14 protein-coding genes are annotated in these 20405 nt (G+C 75.1%); 7 read left to right on the top strand and 7 right to left on the bottom strand.

The features are described from left to right. Positions 1–25: 25 nt before the first annotated feature. The 3 genes from OVA32_RS05660 to OVA32_RS05670 form a co-directional block, all read right to left on the bottom strand. Complete coding sequence (locus tag OVA32_RS05660; protein WP_267715730.1) at positions 26–1108, bottom strand: NYN domain-containing protein; 1083 nt, start codon at positions 1106–1108, stop codon at positions 26–28. Between the two features lie 10 nt (positions 1109–1118). Then, positions 1119–2513, bottom strand: a complete 1395-nt coding sequence (gene brnQ / locus OVA32_RS05665; RefSeq protein WP_267715733.1) for a branched-chain amino acid transport system II carrier protein — start codon at positions 2511–2513, stop codon at positions 1119–1121. A gap of 64 nt (positions 2514–2577) precedes the next feature. Then, positions 2578–3585 (bottom strand): IS481 family transposase, encoded by a 1008-nt coding sequence (locus OVA32_RS05670; protein ID WP_135019486.1) that lies wholly within the window; start codon positions 3583–3585, stop codon positions 2578–2580. Positions 3586–3741: 156 nt separating this feature from the next. Between OVA32_RS05670 and hemB the strand changes: the two genes are divergently transcribed. Together hemB and hemL are read left to right on the top strand one after the other, a co-directional pair. Next, positions 3742–4728, top strand: coding sequence for a porphobilinogen synthase (hemB, locus tag OVA32_RS05675; RefSeq protein WP_144786707.1), 987 nt, complete (start codon positions 3742–3744; stop codon positions 4726–4728). Beyond that, positions 4725–6050 carry a glutamate-1-semialdehyde 2,1-aminomutase gene (gene hemL / locus OVA32_RS05680; RefSeq protein ID WP_036381097.1) on the top strand — a complete coding sequence of 442 codons (1326 nt, stop codon included), beginning with the start codon at positions 4725–4727 and terminating at the stop codon, positions 6048–6050. The genes hemB and hemL overlap by 4 nt, the downstream gene beginning before the upstream one ends. A 28-nt stretch (positions 6051–6078) precedes the next feature. Here hemL and OVA32_RS05685 read toward each other — a convergent pair whose 3' ends face one another. After that, positions 6079–6765: a 3'-5' exonuclease gene (locus OVA32_RS05685; RefSeq protein WP_036381094.1), complete on the bottom strand. Its 687-nt coding sequence runs from the start codon at positions 6763–6765 to the stop codon at positions 6079–6081. Between the two features lie 44 nt (positions 6766–6809). Between OVA32_RS05685 and OVA32_RS05690 the strand changes: the two genes are divergently transcribed. From OVA32_RS05690 to OVA32_RS05700, 3 genes are read left to right on the top strand one after another with little or no spacing between them, the layout of a single operon-like run. Further along, complete coding sequence (locus OVA32_RS05690) at positions 6810–7220, top strand: MGMT family protein (protein ID WP_098092311.1); 411 nt, start codon at positions 6810–6812, stop codon at positions 7218–7220. Next, the gene (locus tag OVA32_RS05695) at positions 7217–10657 is read left to right on the top strand and encodes an ATP-dependent helicase (protein WP_144786705.1); all 3441 of its coding nucleotides are present in this window, start codon (positions 7217–7219) and stop codon (positions 10655–10657) included. The genes OVA32_RS05690 and OVA32_RS05695 overlap by 4 nt, the downstream gene beginning before the upstream one ends. Next, complete coding sequence (locus OVA32_RS05700; protein WP_095353691.1) at positions 10645–14169, top strand: ATP-dependent helicase; 3525 nt, start codon at positions 10645–10647, stop codon at positions 14167–14169. The genes OVA32_RS05695 and OVA32_RS05700 overlap by 13 nt, the downstream gene beginning before the upstream one ends. Here the strand turns inward: OVA32_RS05700 and OVA32_RS05705 are convergent. Both OVA32_RS05705 and OVA32_RS05710 read right to left on the bottom strand, forming a co-directional pair. Then, the gene (locus OVA32_RS05705) at positions 14144–15250 is read right to left on the bottom strand and encodes a phosphotransferase (RefSeq protein ID WP_036314344.1); all 1107 of its coding nucleotides are present in this window, start codon (positions 15248–15250) and stop codon (positions 14144–14146) included. The genes OVA32_RS05700 and OVA32_RS05705 overlap by 26 nt on opposite strands. A gap of 9 nt (positions 15251–15259) precedes the next feature. Next, positions 15260–16267, bottom strand: a complete 1008-nt coding sequence (locus OVA32_RS05710; protein WP_267715745.1) for an IS481 family transposase — start codon at positions 16265–16267, stop codon at positions 15260–15262. A gap of 176 nt (positions 16268–16443) precedes the next feature. Between OVA32_RS05710 and nudC the strand changes: the two genes are divergently transcribed. Both nudC and OVA32_RS05720 read left to right on the top strand, forming a co-directional pair. Beyond that, a complete protein-coding gene (gene nudC / locus OVA32_RS05715) occupies positions 16444–17433 on the top strand; it encodes an NAD(+) diphosphatase (protein WP_144786564.1) in 990 nt (329 codons plus the stop codon). A gap of 15 nt (positions 17434–17448) precedes the next feature. Beyond that, complete coding sequence (locus tag OVA32_RS05720) at positions 17449–19578, top strand: ATP-dependent DNA helicase UvrD2 (protein WP_041105123.1); 2130 nt, start codon at positions 17449–17451, stop codon at positions 19576–19578. Between the two features lie 42 nt (positions 19579–19620). On the opposite strand, the gene OVA32_RS05725 is transcribed toward OVA32_RS05720, so the two are convergent. Then, on the bottom strand, positions 19621–20349 hold the full coding sequence (locus tag OVA32_RS05725; protein WP_041105125.1) for a ThiF family adenylyltransferase: 729 nt from the start codon (positions 20347–20349) through the stop codon (positions 19621–19623). Positions 20350–20405: the final 56 nt, after the last annotated feature.

The raw sequence follows: 20405 nt of genomic DNA on the forward strand, positions 1-20405 counted from the left end.
CGCGGGGGACGACGGGCCGTGCCGCTCAGCCCTCGGCGCGGCGGCTGCGGCGGCGGACCAGCGAGACCTCCATGGTGCGGCCCTCGGTGCGGGTGCGCAGGTACGGCTGGTCCTCCACGAGGGTGGAGAGCTTGGAGTGCCCGAAGTCGCGCGGGTCGAAGTCCACGTGGGTGCGGCTCAGGTGCTGGCCGATCAGGGACAGCGTGGCCCAGCCGTCGTCGGTGCTCGTGGCGTTGACGGCCTTGGTGAGCGCGGCCTGCAGGTCGATGCGCGGGGCGGCGTCGGCCTCGTCGTGCTCGGGCTCGGCCTCGACCGGCACCTCGGGCGGGGTCGGGTCCTCGGTGACGTCCGACGACGACGCACGGTGGCCCCGACGGCCGGCCCCGGACTTCGCCTCCGCGGCCTTCCCGTCCTTGCCGGCGGCGGCGTCCCCGGCGGGCGCCTCGTCGGCGGCGGGGGCCTCGGCATCCGCGTCCGTGGCCTCGGGGGTGTCGGTGGCCTCGGGGGTGTCGGTGGCGTCGGTGGTCTTTGCCCCGCGACCGCGGCCTCGACCGCCGCGGCGGGACCCCGAGCGGCCGGAGCTCTCGGACGCCTTGGCGTTCTCCTCCTTGGCGGGGGCGTCCTCGCCGGTCTCGTCGTCGTCGACGTCGTGGTCCGTGGCGGTGCCGAGCAGCTCGAGGTAGATGAACTGGTCCACGGCGTTGCGCAGGGAGGCGGGGGTCTTGCGGGCGCCCAGGCCGATCACGCGCTTGCCGCCCTCGCGCAGGCGGGTGGCCAGGCGCGTGAAGTCGGAGTCGGAGGAGACGAGGGCGAACGCGTCCACGTTGCCCATCCAGAGCAGGTCCATCGCGTCGATGATGAGCGCGGAGTCCGAGGAGTTCTTGCCCACGGTGTAGGCGAACTGCTGGACCGGCTGGATCGCGTGGTGGTTCAGCGCCTTCTTCCAGCCGTTGAGGTTGGTCGTGGTCCAGTCGCCGTACGCGCGCTTGATCGTGGGGGTGCCGTAGGTGGCGAGCTCCTCGAGGATCAGGGGGGCGAACTTGGGGGAGACGTTGTCGCTGTCCATCAGTACGGCGATGCGCAGGGATGCGGGGGTGGGTTCGGGCATGTGTCCCACCCTAGTCGGCGGCGGTGCGCCCGTGGCCGGCGGTGACTGGGATCGCCTCCCGCTCGCCCCGGCGCGGGCGGGGCCGCGAGGCGGCGGCCACTGTGCCGACGACCAGCCCGACGAGCGCCGGGACCACCCAGCCGAAGCCGACCGCGTAGCCGGGCAGCACCCGGCCGGCCAGGCCCGTCAGGGCGGTGACGGGCGGCGTCGTCGCGAGTGCCTCCGGCAGGGCCCCCAGCAGGTCGAAGAAGGCGGCGAGCCCCGTGCAGGCGACCACCCAGCGGGCCACCGCCGGGCGGTCCCGCACCCAGGCCCAGGCGAGGCCGAGCAGGATGACGACGACGGCGATCGGGTAGAGGAACATCAGCACCGGGACGGACCAGGCGATGATCGCCTCCAGGCCCAGGTTGGCGAGCGCGAAGGACACCACGAGGAAGAGGCCCGCCCACAGCCGGTAGGACCCGGGGAACATCTCCGCGAACATCTCGGCGCACGCCACGATCAGTCCGATGCAGGTCTTCAGGCACGCGACGAAGACGATGGCCGCGATGAGGTACACGCCCGCCGTGCCGAAGAAGTGGCTCGCGCTGCGGGCGAGGACGTCGCCGCCGTTCGTGGCCTGCGCGAACGCGCCGTGGCTCGTGGCGCCGACGTACGCCAGCGAGGCGTAGACCACCGTCATCGCCGCGCCGCCGAGCAGCCCCGCCTTGCCCAGCTCCACCGCCATGCGGCGCGGGCCCGTCACGCCCAGGCGCCGGGCGGCGTCGACGATCACGACCGCGAAGGCGAGCGAGGCGAGCGCGTCCATCGTGGCGTAGCCGTCCAGCAGGCCCCGCACGAGCGCCCCGTCGGCGTAGGCGGGGGTCGGCGAGGGCAGGGCGCCCGTGCTCATCGGGGCCACGACGGCGGCCGCCACCAGGGCGCCGAGCAGGACCAGGAACGCCGGGGTCAGGTACCGCCCCACCCACTCCATGAGCCGGCCCGGACGGAACGCCGCGATCGCGGCGACCGCGAAGAACGCCGCCGTGAAGCCGAGCAGCCGCAGGCCGCCGTCGCCCGCCAGGGGCGCGACACCGATCTCATAGGACACCGTGGCGGTGCGGGGGATGGCGAAGAGGGGGCCGATCGTCAGGTACAGCAGGCACGTGAACGCCACGGCGAAGCGCCAGGAGACGGGCGCCGTCATCTCACGGACCGAGCGCGCCCCCGTCACCGCCGAGGCGACGATGCCCAGGACCGGCAGCCCCACCGCCGTGACGAGGAAGCCGAGCGTGGCCGGCGTGACCGCGGCGCCCGCATCCCGGCCCAGGCCGGCGGGGAAGATCAGGTTGCCCGCGCCGAAGAACAGGCCGAAGACGAGCGAGGCCAGCAGCAGGGTCTGACCGGGGCGCAGGCGCGGGGGCATCACGGGCCTCTCGACGGCGGACGGGGCGCCATGACTGTACCCGGCGCGCGGTCAGCCTCCGCGCCTAGATGTAGGAGGGCATGACGTTGTTGACTCGGGCCGGTGCCAACGAGGTTGGCGGGGCGTTCCCGCAGGAGGTGTGAGGCCGATGGTAGTTGTAGTGGTTCACCCACACGGCCAGGGCCTCACGCCGAGCTTGCTCTGAGGTGTAGGGGCGGGCGTAGATGACCTCATCGACCATCAGCCGGTTGTACCTCTCCACCTTCCCGTTATGGCGCGGGGTGTAGGGCCGGATCCGGTGATGCCGGCCCCCGAGCGAGACCACCTTGGCGGTGAAGTCCGCAGCCCGGTAGTTGTTTCCGTTGTCCGTGATCACCCGGTCCACGGTGATGCCGTGGGCGGCGAAGAACGCCCGCGCCCGGCAGTAGAAGCTCACGGTCGTGGCCGCCCGCTCGTCCTCCAACGCCTCGGTGTAGGCCAGGCGGGTGTACCCGTCGATCGCCGAGTGCAGATAGGTGTACCCGACCCGCCGGCCTGCACCACGCTTGGAAGCACGGCCTGCTTCACTTTCACGTCCGTGGGTGCGCCAGCCGCCCCCGTCAGGGATCTTCCCGATCTTCTTCACGTCCAGGTGCACCATGTGCCCCGGCCCTCTCGCGGTGATCTTCTGGGGTCGTTGGCGCAGGTCTTCCCCGGCCGGGGTCAGGTCCCGTAACCGGGAGAGCCCGGCCCGGTGCAGCCACCGTCCCACGGTACGAAGACACACCCGGTGGCCCTCGGAGACGAGGTGGTGATGGATCCGGCGGGCCGACCACTTCTCCCTGCGACGCAGGGTCTGGATCTGAGCCACCACCTCGGGATCGAGCTGGGCAGGTGAACGGTGCGGCCGGCTGGGCAGGTCCTGAAGGCCGGCTTCTCCCTGGGCGCGGTAGCGGGCCACCCAGGTGGCCACCGTGGGCCGGCTCACCCGGAACTCGGCGGCGACATGGGCTTGCGGGATGCCGTCGTGCAGGTGGCGGTGGACCATCCTGAGTCGGCCAGTGGGGGTCAGGGGTGCGTTAGCGTGAGTCATGAGTGGGTCTTTTCGGGCAGGTGGGTGGTGTAGGAACTTCCATCCTGCGGGAGAGGCCCACTCGTCTCATCTCAGCCCGGTACCCATGTCAAGAACCTCATGACCCACAACACCTAGACTGGACGGGTCCCCGAACCAGGAGCGTGTGACCCCGTCATGTCCTTCCCGCTGCACCGTCCCCGGCGTCTGCGCCGGTCCGCCGCGATGCGCCGCCTCGTCGCCGAGACGCGCCTGCACCCCGCCGAGCTGATCCTGCCGGCCTTCATCAAGGAGGGCGCCGCCGAGCCCGTGCCGATCGCCTCGATGCCGGGCGTCGTGCAGCACACCGCGGACTCGCTCAAGGCCGCCGGGGCCGAGGCCGCCGAGCTGGGCCTGGGCGGCATCATGCTGTTCGGCGTGCCGACCACGCGCGACGCCGTCGGCAGCGCCGCCCTGGACCCGGACGGCGTCCTGAACCGGGCCATCCGGGACGTGAAGACGGAGGTGGGGGACGGGCTCGTCGTGATGTCCGACCTGTGCCTGGACGAGTTCACCGACCACGGCCACTGCGGCGTGCTCACCGCCGAGGGCGCCGTGGACAACGACGCGACGCTGGAGATCTACGCCCGGATGGGCATCGCGCAGGCCGAGGCCGGTGCGGACGTGCTCGGCCCCTCCGGGATGATGGACGGCCAGGTCCGCGTGATCCGGGAGGCCCTCGAGGGCGCCGGCCACCACGAGACCGCGATCCTCGCCTACGCCGCGAAGTACTCCTCGGCGTTCTACGGGCCGTTCCGCGACGCCGTCGACTCCCAGCTCACGGGCGACCGCAAGACCTACCAGATGGACGCCGCCAACCGGAGCGAGGCCCTGCTCGAGGTCGCCCTCGACCTCGAGGAGGGCGCGGACATGGTGATGGTCAAGCCCGCGATGAGCTACCTGGACATCGTGCGCGACGTGGCGGACATGGCGGACGTGCCCGTCTCCGCGTACCAGATCTCGGGGGAGTACGCGATGATCGAGGCCGCCGCCGCGCACGGCTGGATCGACCGGAAGGCCTCGATCGTCGAGTCCGTGCTCTCCATCCGGCGCGCCGGCGCCGACTCCGTGCTCACCTACTGGGCGGCCGAGCTCGGCCGCTGGATGAAGGAGGGGTCCCTGTGACCGCGTCCCAGCCGACCACCAACGCCGCCGCCTTCGCCGCGGCCCAGGCCGTCATCCCCGGCGGCGTCGACTCACCCGTGCGCGCCTTCGGCTCGGTGGGCGGCACGCCCCGGTTCATGGCCGGCGCACGCGGCCCGTACCTGACCGACGTCGAGGGCAACGAGTACGTGGACCTGGTCTGCTCGTGGGGCCCCATGCTGCTGGGCCACCAGCACCCCGAGGTCGTCGAGGCCGTGCACGCCGCCGTGGACCGCGGCCTCGGCTTCGGCACCTCCACGCTGGAGGAGACCGCGCTGGCCGAGCTGATCGCCTCCAAGGTCCCGGTCGAGCGCGTGCGCTTCGTGTCCACCGGCACCGAGGCCACCATGACGGCCCTGCGCCTGGCCCGCGGCGTGACCGGCCGCAACCTGATCGTGAAGTTCGCCGGCTGCTACCACGGCCACTCGGACGGCCTGCTGGCCGCGGCCGGCTCGGGCGTGGCGACCGCCGCCCTGCCCGGCTCCGCGGGCGTCACCGAGGCCGCCGCCTCCGAGACCCTCGTGGTGGACTACAACGACCGCGCCGCCGTCGAGGCCGTGTTCGCCGAGCACGGTGAGCGCATCGCCGCGCTCATCACGGAGGCCGTGCCCTGCAACATGGGCGTCGTGGAGCCCGCCGAGGGCTTCAACGCGTTCCTGCGCGAGATCACCCGCCGCCACGGCGCGCTGCTGATCTGGGACGAGGTGCTCACCGGCTTCCGCGCCACCGCCACGGGCGGCTGGGGCCTGTCCGGACAGCCCGAGGGCTGGACCCCGGACATCTGGTGCTTCGGCAAGGTGATCGGCGGCGGCATGCCCGCGGCCGCCCTGGGCGGCTCCGCCGAGATCATGGACCACCTGGCCCCGCTCGGCCCCGTGTACCAGGCCGGCACCCTCTCCGGGAATCCGGTGGCCATGGCCGCCGGCCACGCCACGCTCTCCCGCGCCGACGAGGCCGTCTACGCGGCCGTGACGCGCGCCTCGGACGCCGTGCGCGAGGGCCTCGTGGCCGCGCTCGACGCCGAGGGCGTGGACCACTCGATCCAGCGGGCCGGCACCCTGTTCTCCCTGGCGTTCGGCACCTCCGGCACCGGCGTGCGGGACTACCGGGACGCCCAGGGCCAGGAGGTCTTCCGCTACGCCCCGTTCTTCCAGTCGATGCTGGCCTCCGGCGTGTACCTGCCGCCGTCCGTGTTCGAGGCCTGGTTCGTCTCCGCCGCCCACGACGACGCGGCGGTCACCCGGGTGCTCGACGCGCTGCCGGCCGCGGCGAAAGCGGCCGCGGCGGCGACGCCCCAGGGCTGAGACCCGGGTGCGGGTCGGGGCCGGGCGCTCAGCGCTCGGCCTCGACCGGCCAGTGGCGCGAGACGGTGGCCTGCGGGTCCTTGCGTCGCAGGTACTGCTCGAAGCTCTCCGCCTGCTCGGCCTTCCAGCGGACCTGCCGCTCGTGCAGGTCCGTCGGCGCCACGCGCAGCTGCTCGTACCGGGCGGCCAGGGCGTCGGCCACCTGGACGGCGGCGAGGGCGTCCGCCGCGGAGGTGTGCGCGTTCTCCAGGGTCACCCCGTAGTGCTCGGACACCGCGGAGAGCGTGCGCTTGCCCTTGCGGAACCGGTCCACCTGCTTGTCCAGCACGAACGGGTCGATCACGGGGCGGGCCTCGAGCGGCGTCAGCCCGTGGCGGCGCGCCTCCCGGTCCATCACCGTGAAGTCGTACACGCCGTTGAAGGCCACCACGGGGATGCCCGCGGCGAACAGGTCCCGCAGGGTCTCGGTGATCTCCGCGACGCCCTGCGCGGCGGGCATGCCCTCCGCCTGCGCCCGCTCCGTGGTGACGCCGTGGACCTCGGCCGCCTCGGCGGGGATGGGCACGCCCGGGTCCACGAGCCACTCGGCCGACGACGCGGCGCGGCCGTGCTCGTCCACCATCACCAGGGTGGCGGTCACGATCAGCGCGGTGCGCGGATCACGTCCGGTGGTCTCGAGGTCGAAGCCGGCGCGGATGCTCTCATGCCAAGTCACGCGCCTCACGCTACCCGGACCGGCGGACACGACAGGATGGGGTCGTGACCGATCACCCTGTGCTCCCCGGCGCTCGCCACCGCGACGACGGACCGCTCACCCTCGGCGAGGGGCTCGAGGCGCTCGCCCGTCTGGTCCCGCCCGGACGCGCCGTCAGCTACGGGGGGCTGGCCGGCCTGCTGGGGGTCGGCGGTCCGCGGCACGCCGGCCGGGCGATGGCCGAATCGAGCCCCGGCACGCCGTGGTGGCGCGTGGTCCGGGCCGACGGCTCGCTGCCTCCGGAGCTGGCCGCGCGGGCCGCCGTCGAGCACGAACGGGAGGCCACGCCCCGCACCCCGGCCGGGCGCGTGGACCTGCGCCGGGCCCGCTGGGAGCCCGACGACGGCGCCGCGCGGGCGATCCGTGCGATCGCCGACCGTATCGTGTCCGGGCCCGGTGCGAGGATGAGGCCATGACCAGGGAACACGGGGAGGACCCCTTCGACGACGACGCGGCGGCGCCGGAACGGGCCGCCCGGCTGGTGCGCACGGCCGCCGCGCCCGAGGACCGGATCACGCTCACGGACGAGCAGGAGGCGATCGCCTCGCTCGCCCCCGGGCACGGCGCCGTGCTCGTGCTGGGCGCCCCCGGCACGGGGCGCACCACCGTGGCGGTCGAGTACGCGGCCCGCCGGATCGAGGAGGGGCTGGACCCCGAGTCCCTCCTGCTGCTGGCCCCGAGCCGGGACGCGGCGGCGCGGCTGCGCGACGCCCTGACCCGCCGGCTCGCCGCCGCCGGTCGAGGCACCCGCGCCGTCACTCCCGTGCGGACCTGGTCCTCCTACGCGTTCGACCTGCTGCGCCGCGCCCGCGTCACGGGACCGCTGAGGCATCTGGAGGTCGCCCCCCGGCTGCTCACCGGTGCCGAGCAGGACACGGTCATCGCCGAGCTGCTCGAGGGCTACGCCGCCGGCCTCGCCGCCGCGCCGGACTGGCCGGCCGACGTCGCCCCCGCCGTGGAGGCGCGGGGATTCCGCCGCGAGGTCCGCGAGCTCGTGGACCGCATGAGCGAGCTGGGCCTCGAGCCGGGCCGCCTGCAGGAGCTCGGCACCGCCCACGGGCGCCCCGAGTGGGAGGCCGCGGCCGTGCTGCTGCAGGACTACCGGGACCGGATCGACCTGGGCATGGCCGAGGCGTTCGACGCCGCCGGGCTGCTGTCCGCCGCCGTCCGCGTGCTCACCGAGCGGCATCCCGAGGACCCGGAGCGCGACGCCGCGGCGCAGGCGTTCGTGGCGGCGGAGCGGGACCGCCTGGCCGTGCTCGTGGTCGAGGACCTCCACGAGGCCACCCCCGCCGTGCACGACCTGCTCACCGTGCTCGGACGCGGGCGGGACGTGCTGCTCACCGCGTCGCCGGACACCACCGTGGAGGGCTTCCGCGGCGCCCGGCCCGACCTCCTCGCCCGGTACCCCGGGGTCCTCGACCCCGATCCCGTGCCGGGGGCCGCCCCGCCCGCGTCCCCGGACGGGCGCGTCCGGGTGCTGACGCGCGGGCACCGCATGCGCGCCGAGGTCCAGGACGCCTACCTGCGCGTGGCCCGCCGGGTCCGCCAGCGCACCGCCGGCGTCGAACGGACCCGGACCGAGACCGTCCCGGCGGACGGTGACGGCGCCGTCCGCGCGCACGTCGTGCCCACCCGCGCCCACGAGGACCAGCTCGTCCTCGAACGGGTGCTGCGGGTCCACCACGAGGACGGGGTGCCCCTGGACCGGATCCTCGTGGTCGCCCGCTCCGGCTCCCGTGTGGCCGCGCTCGCCCGCCACCTGGAGGCCGAGGGCGTCCCCGTGCTGCGCGACGCCGCCGGGCTCGTGCTGAAGGAGGAGCCCGCCGTCGCGCCCCTGCTCACCCTGCTGGACGCGGCGGGGGCGCTCGCGGAGGATCCGGAGGCCCGGGTCGAGGACGTGCTCGACCCGGACGAGGTCGTGGGACTGCTCACCGGCCGGTACGGGATGGCCAGCGCGCTGCACGTGCGGCGGCTGCGCCAGGACCTGCTGGCCGCCGAGCGGGGCCGGGGCGGCCGGCGCACCTCGGACGCGCTGCTCGCCGCGGCCCTCCTGGACCCGAGCCTGGCCGGCCCCGAGCACGAGCGGCACCGCGCCCTGCGCCGCGTCCACTGGATGCTCCGGGACGGCCTGGAGGCCGCCCGCGCCCCCTCGGCCTCGCCCGAGACCGTGCTGTGGGCGCTGTGGTCCGCCTCCGGTCGGGCCGAGCGGTGGCGTTCGCTCGCGCTGCGGCCCGCCGAGCACGCGAACGACCGCCGCGAGTCCCGCCGTGCGGACGCGGATCTCGACGCCGTCGTCGCCCTGTTCAAGGTGGCCGAGCGCTTCGTGGACCAGTTCCCGGGCGCCTCGCCCGAGTCGTTCGCCGTCTACATGGAGTCCCAGGACCTGCCCGTGGACACCCTGGCCCGCCGGGCCGAGTCCGGCGACGCCGTGCACGTGCGCACCCCCGCCGCGGCGGCCGGCCAGGAGTGGGACACGGTGATCGTCGTGGGCCTGCAGGAGGGCGTGTGGCCGAACACCCGGTTGCGCGGCCAGCTGCTCGGCGCCACCGACCTCGTGGACCTCGTGACCCTGCCCGCGGACGCCCCGTGGCCCACGGACCACCGCACCCGGCTGCGCGAGGTCCGCCAGGACGAGCTGCGCATGCTCGCGGCCGCCGTCTCCCGGGCACGGCGCCAGGTGGTCGCCACGGCCGTGCGCTCGCCGGATGAGGGCCCCTCCGACTTCCTCGACCTGGTGGACCCGCCCGAACGGCTGCCCGCCGAGGCGCGCGACGCCGCCGGCGTCCGGCGGCTCACCGCGGTCCCCGACCCGATCACGGCGCCCGCGCTCGTCGGCCGGCTGCGCCGCGTCCTGGAGGCCGGGGACGAGGCGGACGCGGCCGACGGGGCGACACCCCGGGCGGCGGCGGCCGCCGGCCTGGCGGCCCTCGCCGAGGACGGCGTGACCGTCGCGGACCCCCGACGCTGGTGGGGCCTGCTGCCGCTGTCCACCGAGGCTGCGCTCGTCGACCCGAAGCACGAGGTCGTCGCGCTCTCGCCCTCCCGCGTGGAGACGGCCCTGCGCAATCCGCTGGACTGGGTGCTGTACCACGTCGGCGCGAACGCGGGCGGAACCCTCGCCCAGTCCGTGGGCACGCTCGTGCACTCGGTGGCCGAGCACCATCCCGAGGGCATGCCCGAGGACGTGCGTGCCGAACTGGAGCGCCGCCTGCCCGAACTCGGCCTGCCGGAGGGCTGGATCACGGAGATCGAGCACGACCGGGCCCGCGGCCTGGTGGACGCCTACATCGGCTACTGGAGCATCGCCCGGGCGGCCGGGCGTCGGCCCGTGGCCCAGGAGGTGCGGCTCCTCGCGGACCTGACCTGGGGCGGGACCACCGTCCGGATCACCGGCGTCGTGGACCGGCTCGAGGCGGACGCGCAGGGCCGACCCTTCATCGCCGACCTCAAGACCGGCCGCAGCGCGCCCACCGGTGCGGAGATGGCGCGCCAGCCCCAGCTGGCCGCCTACCAGGTGGCTGTCCGCGCCGGTGGTCTGGAGCAGGTCCGGGACGACCCCGCCACCGACCCCGCCCTGCGCGCCGCGCTCGCCGGGCTGGAGCGGCCCACGACGCCGGCCGGCGCGGCCCTCGTCCAGCTCGGCGCCGGCACCCAGAAGACCAAGGTGCAGGACCAGCCGGCCCTCGAGGACGAGGACACCTGGGCGCTCGAGCAGGTGTTCACGGCGGCCCGCCGCACCACGGGGCCGCGCTTCCTCGCCCTCCACGAGGCCGGCGCCCGCCGGTGCGCGCTGCCCTCCGTCTGTCCGCTCTGCTCCGAAGGAAGGCAGGTCACCGAATGGCCCCGCTGACCGGCGATCCCGCCGCCCAGACCGATCGTCCGCGCGTCGAGGACGCGGTCCACTCGCCGGAGGACATCGCGGCGCGGCTGCGGCTGCCCCCGCCCACGGAGGAGCAGGCCGAGGTGGTCACCGCCCCGCTCACTCCGCGCCTGGTGCTGGCCGGCGCCGGCTCCGGCAAGACCGCCACCATGGCCGACCGCGTGGTCTGGCTCGTGGCCAACGGTCTCGTGCGCCCGGACGAGGTCCTCGGCGTCACGTTCACCCGGAAGGCGTCCGGTGAGCTCGCCGAGCGGATCAACGGGCGCGTGGACGCCCTGCTGCGCTCCGGCCTCGAGATCCCCGGCTTCGACGGGGAGCCCGAGGACCTGGGCCGCGCCTCGGTGTCCACGTACCACTCCTACGCCGGCGCGCTCGTCAGGGACCACGGCCTGCGGATCGGCGTGGAACCGGAGGCGCGGCTGCTCGGAGGCGCGGACGCCCACCGGCTCATGGGCGCCGTCGTGCGTTCGCATCCGGTGGTCGCGGACACCCTCGGCGTGGCCCCGTCCCGGCTCATCACGCAGGCGTTGCGGCTGGCCGGGGACATGGCCGAGCACCTGGTGAGTGCGGACGAGGTGCGCGAGTTCCTCGCCCGGCTGGCCGAGCAGGGGAGCGCCCTGCCGCTGCCCCCGCGCGCCAAGACCCCCTCGAAGGAGATCCAGGAGTTCCTGACCAGCCTGGCGGACCGCGCCCTCATGGCGGACCTCGTGGCCCGCTACGACGAGGTCAAGCGCGAGCAGGACGTGATGGACTTCGGCGACCTGCTGCGCCACGCGGCGCGCATCGCCGTCGAGGTGCCGGCGGCCGGCGAGCAGGAGCGCGCGCGGTTCCCCGTGGTGCTGCTGGACGAATTCCAGGACACCTCCCACGCCCAGATGCGGATCTTCGCCGGGCTGTTCGGCCCGCGCGGCCCCGAGGACGACGCGCCCGGGTTGGGGCACTGCGTCACCGCGGTGGGTGACCCCCACCAGTCGATCTACGGCTTCCGCGGCGCCTCCGCCGGGCAGCTCTTCGCCTTCCCGCACGCCTTCCCCCGACTGGAGACCGGCCCCGGCGGCGCCCCGCGGCGCGTGAACGCGGACGTCTCGCACCTGACGATCGCGTGGCGCAACGAGGAGTCGATCCTGGCGGTCGCCAACGCCGTCGCCGCACCGCTGAACGCCCACGCCGCCGCGACGGGCGGCGCGCCGGTGGAGGTGCGCACCCTGCGGCCCCGGCCGGGCGCGGGGGAGGGCGTCGTCCGGGTGGACCGGTTCGTCACCGCGGAGGAGGAGGCCGCCGACGTCGTCGCCCGCCTCGGCGCCCTCACCGGGTCCGGGCCCGGGGGGGCCACCCCGAGCCGCGCCGTCCTGTGCCGCACCCGCGCCCAGTTCGGCCCCGTGCTGGACGCGCTCGACGCCGCCGGCCTGCCCTACGAGGTGCTCGGGCTCTCCGGGCTGCTGGCGCTGCCGGAGGTCGCCGAGGTGCTCGCCGTCCTCCACGTGCTGGCCGACCCCACGCGCAGCGACCAGCTCGTCCGCCTGCTCACCGGCCCGCGCTGGCGCATCGGCGTGGCCGACCTCGAGGTGCTGCAGGAGCGCGCCCGGTTCGTCTCGCGGCTGCGGGCCCGGCGGGCCGGCGGTGGGCGGGAGGACCCCGCCGGGGACGCCCCGGACCCGGCCCGGGACGTGAGCCCCGAGGAGGACGCCGACGCCGCCGCCCTGCTGGAGGCCCTCGACTCCCTGCCCGGGGAGGGGACGGACTGGGTCGGCTCGCGCGGCCGCGGCTTCTCACCCGAGGGCCTGGCCCGACTGAGGGCCGTCAACGCCGAGCTGCGCCGGCTCTCCACGCGCACCGGGGAGGACCCGGCCGACCTCATCGCGGAGGTGATCCGTGAGACGGGGCTGGACGTCGAGGTGGCCCTGCGGCCCGGCGTCTCCGCGGCCGCGGCCCGGCGGCACCTGAACGCGTTCCAGGACGCGGCCCGCGACTTCGGCGCCGGCACCACGGCGACGGACCTGACGGCGTTCCTGGCCTGGACGGAGTCCGTCCTCGAGCACGAGGACGGCCTCGGCGTCGAGAACGCCGAGCCCACCCCCGGCCTGGTCCAGGTGCTCACCGCGCACGCCTCGAAGGGGCTCGAGTGGGACGTCGTCGCGGTCCCCGGCCTGCAGGAGGGCACGTTCCCCTCCACGCGGGCGGACCGCTGGACCAGCCCCCGGGCCGGCGCGCTGCCGTGGCCCCTGCGCGGGGACCGCGCGTCGCTGCCGCAGTGGGACGGCTCGTGGGCGCAGGACCAGCGGGACTGGGTCCAGTCGGCCGGCACCGGATACAGCTCGAAGGCGGCCCAGGAGGGCAACCCGGACCCCTATGCCGTGGCCGTGGCCGCCCACGCCGAGCGCGAGGAGCGGCGCCTGGCCTACGTCGCGTACACGCGCGCGCGATCCGCCCTGTGGCTGAGCACCTCCCTGTTCAAGGGAGTCAACAAGGAGCCCCTGCCGGCCTCGGCCTTCCTCGAGGAGGTGGCCGGTCTGGCGGGGGAGGTGCCCGGCGTCGCGCTCGGCCCCGCCCCGGCCGAGGACGACCTGCCCGAGGCCAACCCCGCCGCGGGCCGGACGCTGGTCGCCCGCTGGCCCTTCGACCCGCTCGACGGCCCGGAGGCCTTCGTCGCCGACCCGGAGGACCCCGAGGACGAGGAACGCTGGCAGCCGCTGCCGCGCCGCTCCCGGGCCCGCCGGCACGGGGTGGAGGCGGCCGCCGCGGCCGTGCACGCCGCGGACCCGGCGGCGCTCGGGGACGACCCGGAGCTGGCCCGCCAGGTGGACTGGGTGCTGCTGCGCCGCCGGGACGTCGCCGGGACGGGCGGGGAGACCGCCCTGCCCGAGCACGTCTCCGTGTCCCTCTACGGCGAGCTCGCCGCCGACCCGCAGGCCGTGGCCGAGCAGCTGCGCCGGCCCCTGCCCCGGCCGCCCGCGCACGCGGCGCGGCGCGGCACGGCGTTCCACGCGTGGCTCGAGGAGCGCTTCGGGGCCACCGGCATGCTGGACATCGACTCGGCCGAGGACGCCGCGGACCTGTGGGTCGACGAGGCCCTCGACCTCGGCCCGATGCAGGAGTGGTTCCGCTCCTCGCGCTGGGCGGAGCGCACCCCGGCCTTCGTCGAGGCCCCGGTCGAGACGACGGTCGGCGGGATCACACTGCGGGGCCGGGTCGACGCGATCTACCGCTCCGGCGGCGACCCCCGCCTGCCCTTCGACCCCGAGGCCGACTGGGAGCTCGTCGACTGGAAGACCGGCGCCGTGCCGCGGGGCCGCGACCTCGAGCTCAAGTCGCTGCAGCTGGCCGTCTACCGGCTCGCCTGGTCACGGCTGCACGGGATCCCGCTGGAACGGATCGGGGCCAGCTTCGTGTACGTGGCCCACGGGCAGGAGCGCTCCTTCCCGGACCTGCCGGGGGAGGAGGAGCTCGAGCGTCACATCACGGACGCCCTGGCCCGCCGTTGATCGGCCGCACCACCTCGACGGCGGGCAGCGGGCCCGTCTCCGGGTCCGCGGTCCTCGCGGCCGCGGCCTCCCGGGCGTCCTCCGCCGCATCCCGGGCGTCCTCGGCGGCGTCGGCGGCCGCGTCGGCCTCCGCCTGGCGCGCGGCCGCCTCCTGCGCGGCGCGCACGTCGCCCTCGAGCTCGGCCAGCATGGCCTCCGCCTCGGCGACCATCCCCGCGTCGTGCCGGTCCAGGCCCCGCGTGAGCCACTGGGCGAGGGCGAACTCGGCGAGCAGCGCCGCACGGCGCATCAGGTGGGCGTCGCCGTCGTCGGCGGCCCCCGCGTCGGCCCGCCGGGCCGCGTAGGCGTCGAGGACGCGGTCGGCCAGGTCCGGGTCCGTGGCGGCGGCCAGCCAGGCGACGTCGCCGGCCGGGTCGCCCACGTGCAGGTCCGTCCAGCCCGTCACGCCCACCACGCGGCCGCGCTCGAGGAGCAGGTTGTCCTCGTGCAGGTCACCGTGCACAGGCACCGGGGTGAACCGCCACAGGGCCTCCTCCTCCATGGCCTCCTCCCAGCGGCGCAGCAGCAGGGGCGGCACGCGGCCGGAGGTGGCCGCCTGGTCGAGGGCGTGGAGGTGACGCTGCCGGATCTGCTCCGCCGTGTAGGAGGGCAGGTCCGCGTGGTCCACGACATCCGAGGGCAGCGTGTGGATCGCGGCCAGCACACGGCCCACGTCCTGCACCGCGGGCTCGCCGAGCCGGGCCAGCTCATCCAGGGTGACGGGACGCCCGGGCATGTCCTGATAGACGAAGGTGCGCAGCCCCTCGAGCCGCACCGCGCCCGCCACGGAGGGCGTGCGGAACGGCAGGCCGGCGCGCACCGCCGGGGTCAGGCCCGCCAGCACCTGCAGCTCCGTCTCGAGACGGATGCCCGCCTCCGGGGTGCGGGGCGAGCGGACCCGCCACCGCTGGCCCTCACCGTCCACGACGACGGCGGTCGAGAAGTCCGCGGGGTCGTCCGGGCTCGCCTCCGCGGAGACGGGGGCGAGGCCGGGGACGGCCGCGGCGGCCAGGGCTGCGAGACGAAGGGGCTGACGATCCACCCCTCCAGCCTAGGTGTAGGAGGGCATGACGTTGTTGACTCGGGTCGGTGCCAGTGAGGCCGGAGGAGCGTCTCCGCAGGAGGTATGAGGCCGATGGTAGTTGTAGTGGTTCACCCACACCTGCAGGGCCTCACGCCGAGCTTGCTCTGAGGTGTAGGGGCGGGCGTAGAGGACCTCATCGACCATCAGCCGGTTGTACCGCTCGACCTTCCCGTTATGGCGCGGGGTGTAGGGGCGGATCCGGTGGTGCCGGCCCCCGAGCGAGACCACCTTCGCGGTGAAGTCCGCAGCCCGATAGTTGTTCCCGTTGTCCGTGATCACCCGGTCCACGGTGATGCCGTGGGCGGCGAAGAACGCCCTCGCCCGGCAGAAGAACCCGATCGTGGTCACCGTCCGCTCGTCCTCCAACGCCTCGGTGTAGGCCAGGCGGGTGTACCCGTCGATCGCCGAGTGCAGATAGGTGTAGCCGACCCGCCGGCCAGGCCCGCGCTTGGAAGCACGGCCTGCTTCACTGTCACGTCCGTGGGTGCGCCAGCCGCCCCCGTCAGGGATCTTCCCGATCTTCTTCACATCCAGGTGCACCATGTGCCCCGGCCCTCTCGCGGTGATCTTCTGGGGTCGTTGGCGCAGGTCTTCTCCGGCCGGGGTCAGGTCCCGTAGGCGGGAGATCCCGAGTCGGTGCAGCCACCGTCCCACGGTACGAAGACACACCCGGTGGCCCTCGGAGACGAGGTGGTGATGGATGCGCCGTGCGGACCACTTGCGCTCCCGCCGCAGGGCGTGGATCTGGGCGACCAAGACCGGATCGAGCTGGGCAGGTGAACGGTGCGGCCGGCTGGGCAGGTCCTGAAGGCCGGCTTCTCCCTGGGCGCGGTAGCGGGCGACCCAGGTGGCCACCGTGGGCCGGCTCACCCGGAACTCGGCTGCCACGTGTGCCTGCGGGATCCCGTCGTGCAGGTGGCGGTGGACCATCCTGAGTCGGCCAGTGGGGGTCAGGGGTGCGTTAGCGTGAGTCATGAGTGGGTCTTCTCGGGCAGGTCGGTGGTGTAGGAACTTCCATCCTGCGGGAGAGGCCCACTCGTCTCATCTCAGCCCGGTACCCATGTCAAGAACCTCATGACCCACAACACCTAGGCGCGGAACGCCCTCCCCCGTCGTCGGGCGCACCGGAGACGGGTCGCTAGCCTGGACGCATGGCCTCCTGCCCCCCGTCGTCGTCCGACCCCACCGCCGCACCACCCCTGGCCCTGCCGCTGGCCCGCGAGGAGCTGGACCGCGGTGCCGTGGCCCGCCTCGACCCGGGCCACCTGGCGGCGTCCTGGGCGCGCGAGGGGACGGAGGTCCTGTGGCTGCAGGGCGGCCGCGCACCGGTCGCGGACGGCCGGCTCGTCTTCACCGCGCCCTCCGGTCCCGTGCCGGCCGAGGCCGCGTATCTGGGCCGCGGCACCGCGGCGGACCGGGGCCCGCACGGGCGGGAGCGCGAGGTGGTCTCCGTCGCCGTCGAGCCGCCGGCGGCCCTGCCCGAGGACGCGGCCGCCGCGCTCGCCGACGCCGTGTGGGTCGGCCTCCGCGATGCGGCCGCCGCCCTCAGCGACGCGGACACCGGGCTGTTCGTGGCCGCCGTCGCGAACGCCAACTGGCACGCCACCCACCGCTTCTGCGCGTTCTGCGGCGGCGTCACGGACGTCGAGGCGGCCGGCTGGGTGCGTCGCTGCCGCGACTGCTCCCGGGAGCAGTTCCCGCGCACGGACCCGGCGGTGATCGTGGCCGTCACCGACCCGGCCGGGCGGATCCTGTTGGGCCGCAACGCGGCGTGGCCCGAGGGGCTGTACTCCTGCCTGGCCGGGTTCGTGGAGCCGGGGGAGTCCCTGGAGCACGCGGTGGTCCGGGAGATCGCGGAGGAGTCCGGGATCACGGTGACGCACCCGCGCTACCGCGGCTCCCAGCCGTGGCCGTTCCCGCGCTCGCTCATGCTCGGGTTCACCGCCCTGGCCCCGGCCGGCGTCGAGCCGGTTCCGGACGGCGAGGAGATCCTCTCCGTGCGCTGGTTCGAGCGGAAGGAGCTCGCGCATCTGGCCCGCGAGGGCGACGTCACCCTGCCCGGGGCCGTGTCCATCGCGCGGGCGCTCATCGAGGATTGGTACGGTGGGATGCTGCCCGATGCGCAGACCCTGATCACCTAGGAGGACTCGTCCCGCATGAGCACTCCCGACGAGATCCTCCGCGGCCTCGACCCGGAGCAGCGCCGGGCCGCCACGGCCCTGCACGGGCCCGTCTGCATCCTGGCCGGCGCCGGCACCGGCAAGACCCGCGCCATCACGCACCGCATCGCCTACGGCGTGGCCTCCGGCGTCTTCGACCCGCACCGCACCCTCGCCCTGACCTTCACGGCGCGCGCCGCCGCGGAGATGCGCACCCGCCTGCGCGACCTCGGCGTGGCCGGCGTCCAGGCCCGCACGTTCCACTCGGCGGCCCTGCGCCAGCTGCAGTACTTCTGGCCCCAGGCCGTGGGCGGGCCCATGCCCTCGCTGATCGAGAACAAGGTGCGCCTGCTCACGGAGGTCGCCCAGCGCATGCGCATGACCGTGGACCGGGCCGGCCTGCGCGACCTCGCCGGCGAGATCGAATGGGCCAAGGTCTCCCTGCACGCCCCCGAGGGCTACGCCGAGGCCGCGAAGGAGCGGGAGATGCCCGCCGGCTGGACCGCCACCACCGTCGCCCGTCTCTACACCGGCTACGAGGAGGCCAAGACAGCCCGGAACATGATCGACTTCGAGGACGTGCTGCTGATCCTCGTGGGGATCCTGTCCACCGAGCCGCAGATCGCGGCCACGATCCGGGACCAGTACCGCGTGTTCGTGGTGGACGAGTACCAGGACGTCTCGCCGCTGCAGCACCGCCTGCTCGACCTCTGGCTCGGCGACCGCGGCGACCTGTGCGTCGTCGGCGACGCCTCTCAGACGATCTACTCGTTCACGGGCGCGACCTCCCGCTTCCTCACCGACTTCCGTGAGCGGTATCCCGCGGCCACGGTGGTCCGTCTCGTGCGTGACTACCGGTCCAGCCCGCAGATCGTGGAGGCGGCCAACCGCCTGCTGGCGGACCGCACCAAGGCGGGGGAGCGGGACCGCACGATGCCGCGCTGGCCCGACCCCCTCGAGCTCGTCTCCCAGCGGCCGGCCGGCCCCGACCTCGTGTTCGCGGAGTGCACCGACGACGAGGCCGAGGCCGGCTGGGTCGCAGACCGGATCGCGGCGCTGATCGACGACGGCGTGCCGGCCTCCGAGATCGCCGTCCTGTTCCGCACCAACGGCCAGTCCCAGGCCTTCGAGACGGCGCTGTCCTCGGCGGGCATCGGCTACCAGCTGCGCGGCGGCGAGCGGTTCTTCTCCCGGCGCGAGGTGCGCGACGGCATCCTGCAGCTGCGGGCCGCCGCCCGCGCCGCCCAGGACCTGACGGGCGACGACGTCACGGACCGGGTGCGGGACGTGCTCTCCTCGCTCGGCTACTCCGCCGAACCGCCGGCGGCCTCCGGCGCGGCCCGTGAACGGTGGGAGTCCCTGCACGCCCTCGTCAACCTCGCCGACCAGCTCGCCACGACGCGCGGGGCCGAGTTCACGTTGACCGAGCTCGTGGCCGAGCTCGACGAGCGTGCCCAGCACCAGCACGCGCCGACGGTGCAGGGCATCACCCTGGCCTCGCTGCACTCGGCCAAGGGCCTCGAGTGGGACGCGGTGTTCCTCGTGGGCCTGTCCGAGGGGCTCATGCCGATCTCCTTCGCGGAGACCCAGGCCGAGGTGGACGAGGAACGGCGCCTGCTCTACGTGGGCATCACGCGTGCCCGCCAGCACCTGTCGCTGACGTGGACGCTCTCGCGGGGCACGGGCGGGCGCTCCACCCGGCGGCCCTCCCGGTTCCTGTGGGCCATCGACCCGACCCTCGGCGGCACCCGCGAGCACGCCCCGGCCCGTGGTTCCGCGGCGGGCCCGACGGCGCCGCGGCGCCGGGGCGCGAAGGTCGCCGTGTGCCGCACGTGCGGCAAGCCCCTCGAGACGGGAGCCGAGCGCAAGGTCGGCCGCTGCCTGGACTGCCCCGCCACCTACGACGAGGCGGTGCTCGAGGAGCTGCGCGACTGGCGCACCCGCACGGCCGCCGAGATGCGGATGCCCGCGTTCGTGGTGTTCACGGACGCCACCCTCGTGGCCATCGCCGAGGCCATGCCGAAGACCCCGGCAGAGCTGCTGAAGGTGCCCGGCCTCGGCAAGTCCAAGCTGGAGAAGCACGGACCGGAGCTGCTCGAGCTGCTGCACGGCACCCCGGCGGCCTGAGCCGCGGACCCGCGCTCCGTTCCGCCGGCGGCGCCGACCCCCTCAGAACGCCCAGCCGAGCGCGTCCGGGTCGCAGGCACAGCCGGGCCGGGGGCGGACCCGCACCCGGCGCGTGCGTCCCGTCACCCGATCGGCCCGCAGCACGCCGGGGGCCGGTCCGGCCCGCAGCGCGTCCACGGTCAGCACGGCGGCCCGCAGCGCCGCGAGCCCGTCCACCTGTCCCCGGTGCGCCGACGGGCCGGGCGCCGTCGGGGCATCGGGGACGCCCGTCGGATCCGCGGGCCATCGGCACAGCGGGCACCCGCGCACCCCGGGGGCGCACCACGGTCCGACCGTGACCGCCTTCGGTCCCACCGTGACCGGCAGCAGCGGGTGGTCGGCGGCCAGGGCCTGCGCGGCCAGGTCCGCGTCGAGCACGGACCCCACCGCCACCGTCGCCTGCCCCACGAGCACCGGCACCGGGCCGTGGTGCGCGTAGAGGCGCAGCCCGGGGGCCACGTCGCCCAGCCGGCGCTCGAGCGCACCCGCCCGGGGCCGACCGAGGTCCCCGGGCAGCAGGCCGGTCCCCAGGTCCGCGGCGTCGACGGGCCGCGGATCCCACAGGGCCAGGCGCAGCGCCCCGGCCCCCGCCAGGGCGTGGGCGATCGCCGCGCCCACCGCGTCGAGGCCCGCCACATGGACGTCGGTCGGCGGGGCCCACACCCCCGGCTCCGGCGCTGACGCGGCGGTGTCATGAGGGACGGTGGTGACGGTCTCGGCGACGGTGCGCACGGCTCTCCTCTCGGCTCGGTGCCTCCCACCCTGCCAGGGCGCCCCCGGACCGCGCC

It is taken from the genome of Micrococcus sp. SL257 (assembly GCF_026625585.1).
In the GTDB taxonomy this organism is placed as follows: domain Bacteria; phylum Actinomycetota; class Actinomycetes; order Actinomycetales; family Micrococcaceae; genus Micrococcus; species Micrococcus luteus.

What these genes read in the sequence shown, in the direction of transcription:
- OVA32_RS05695 (WP_144786705.1), top strand. Translation starts at nt 7,217, where the DNA reads ATGACCAGGGAACACGGGGAGGACCCCTTCGACGACGACGCGGCGGCG.
- OVA32_RS05710 (WP_267715745.1), bottom strand. Translation starts at nt 16,267, where the DNA reads ATGACTCACGCTAACGCACCCCTGACCCCCACTGGCCGACTCAGGATG.
- OVA32_RS05700 (WP_095353691.1), top strand. Translation starts at nt 10,645, where the DNA reads ATGGCCCCGCTGACCGGCGATCCCGCCGCCCAGACCGATCGTCCGCGC.
- brnQ (WP_267715733.1), bottom strand. Translation starts at nt 2,513, where the DNA reads ATGCCCCCGCGCCTGCGCCCCGGTCAGACCCTGCTGCTGGCCTCGCTC.
- hemB (WP_144786707.1), top strand. Translation starts at nt 3,742, where the DNA reads ATGTCCTTCCCGCTGCACCGTCCCCGGCGTCTGCGCCGGTCCGCCGCG.
- OVA32_RS05670 (WP_135019486.1), bottom strand. Translation starts at nt 3,585, where the DNA reads ATGACTCACGCTAACGCACCCCTGACCCCCACTGGCCGACTCAGGATG.
- OVA32_RS05720 (WP_041105123.1), top strand. Translation starts at nt 17,449, where the DNA reads ATGAGCACTCCCGACGAGATCCTCCGCGGCCTCGACCCGGAGCAGCGC.
- OVA32_RS05660 (WP_267715730.1), bottom strand. Translation starts at nt 1,108, where the DNA reads ATGCCCGAACCCACCCCCGCATCCCTGCGCATCGCCGTACTGATGGAC.
- nudC (WP_144786564.1), top strand. Translation starts at nt 16,444, where the DNA reads ATGGCCTCCTGCCCCCCGTCGTCGTCCGACCCCACCGCCGCACCACCC.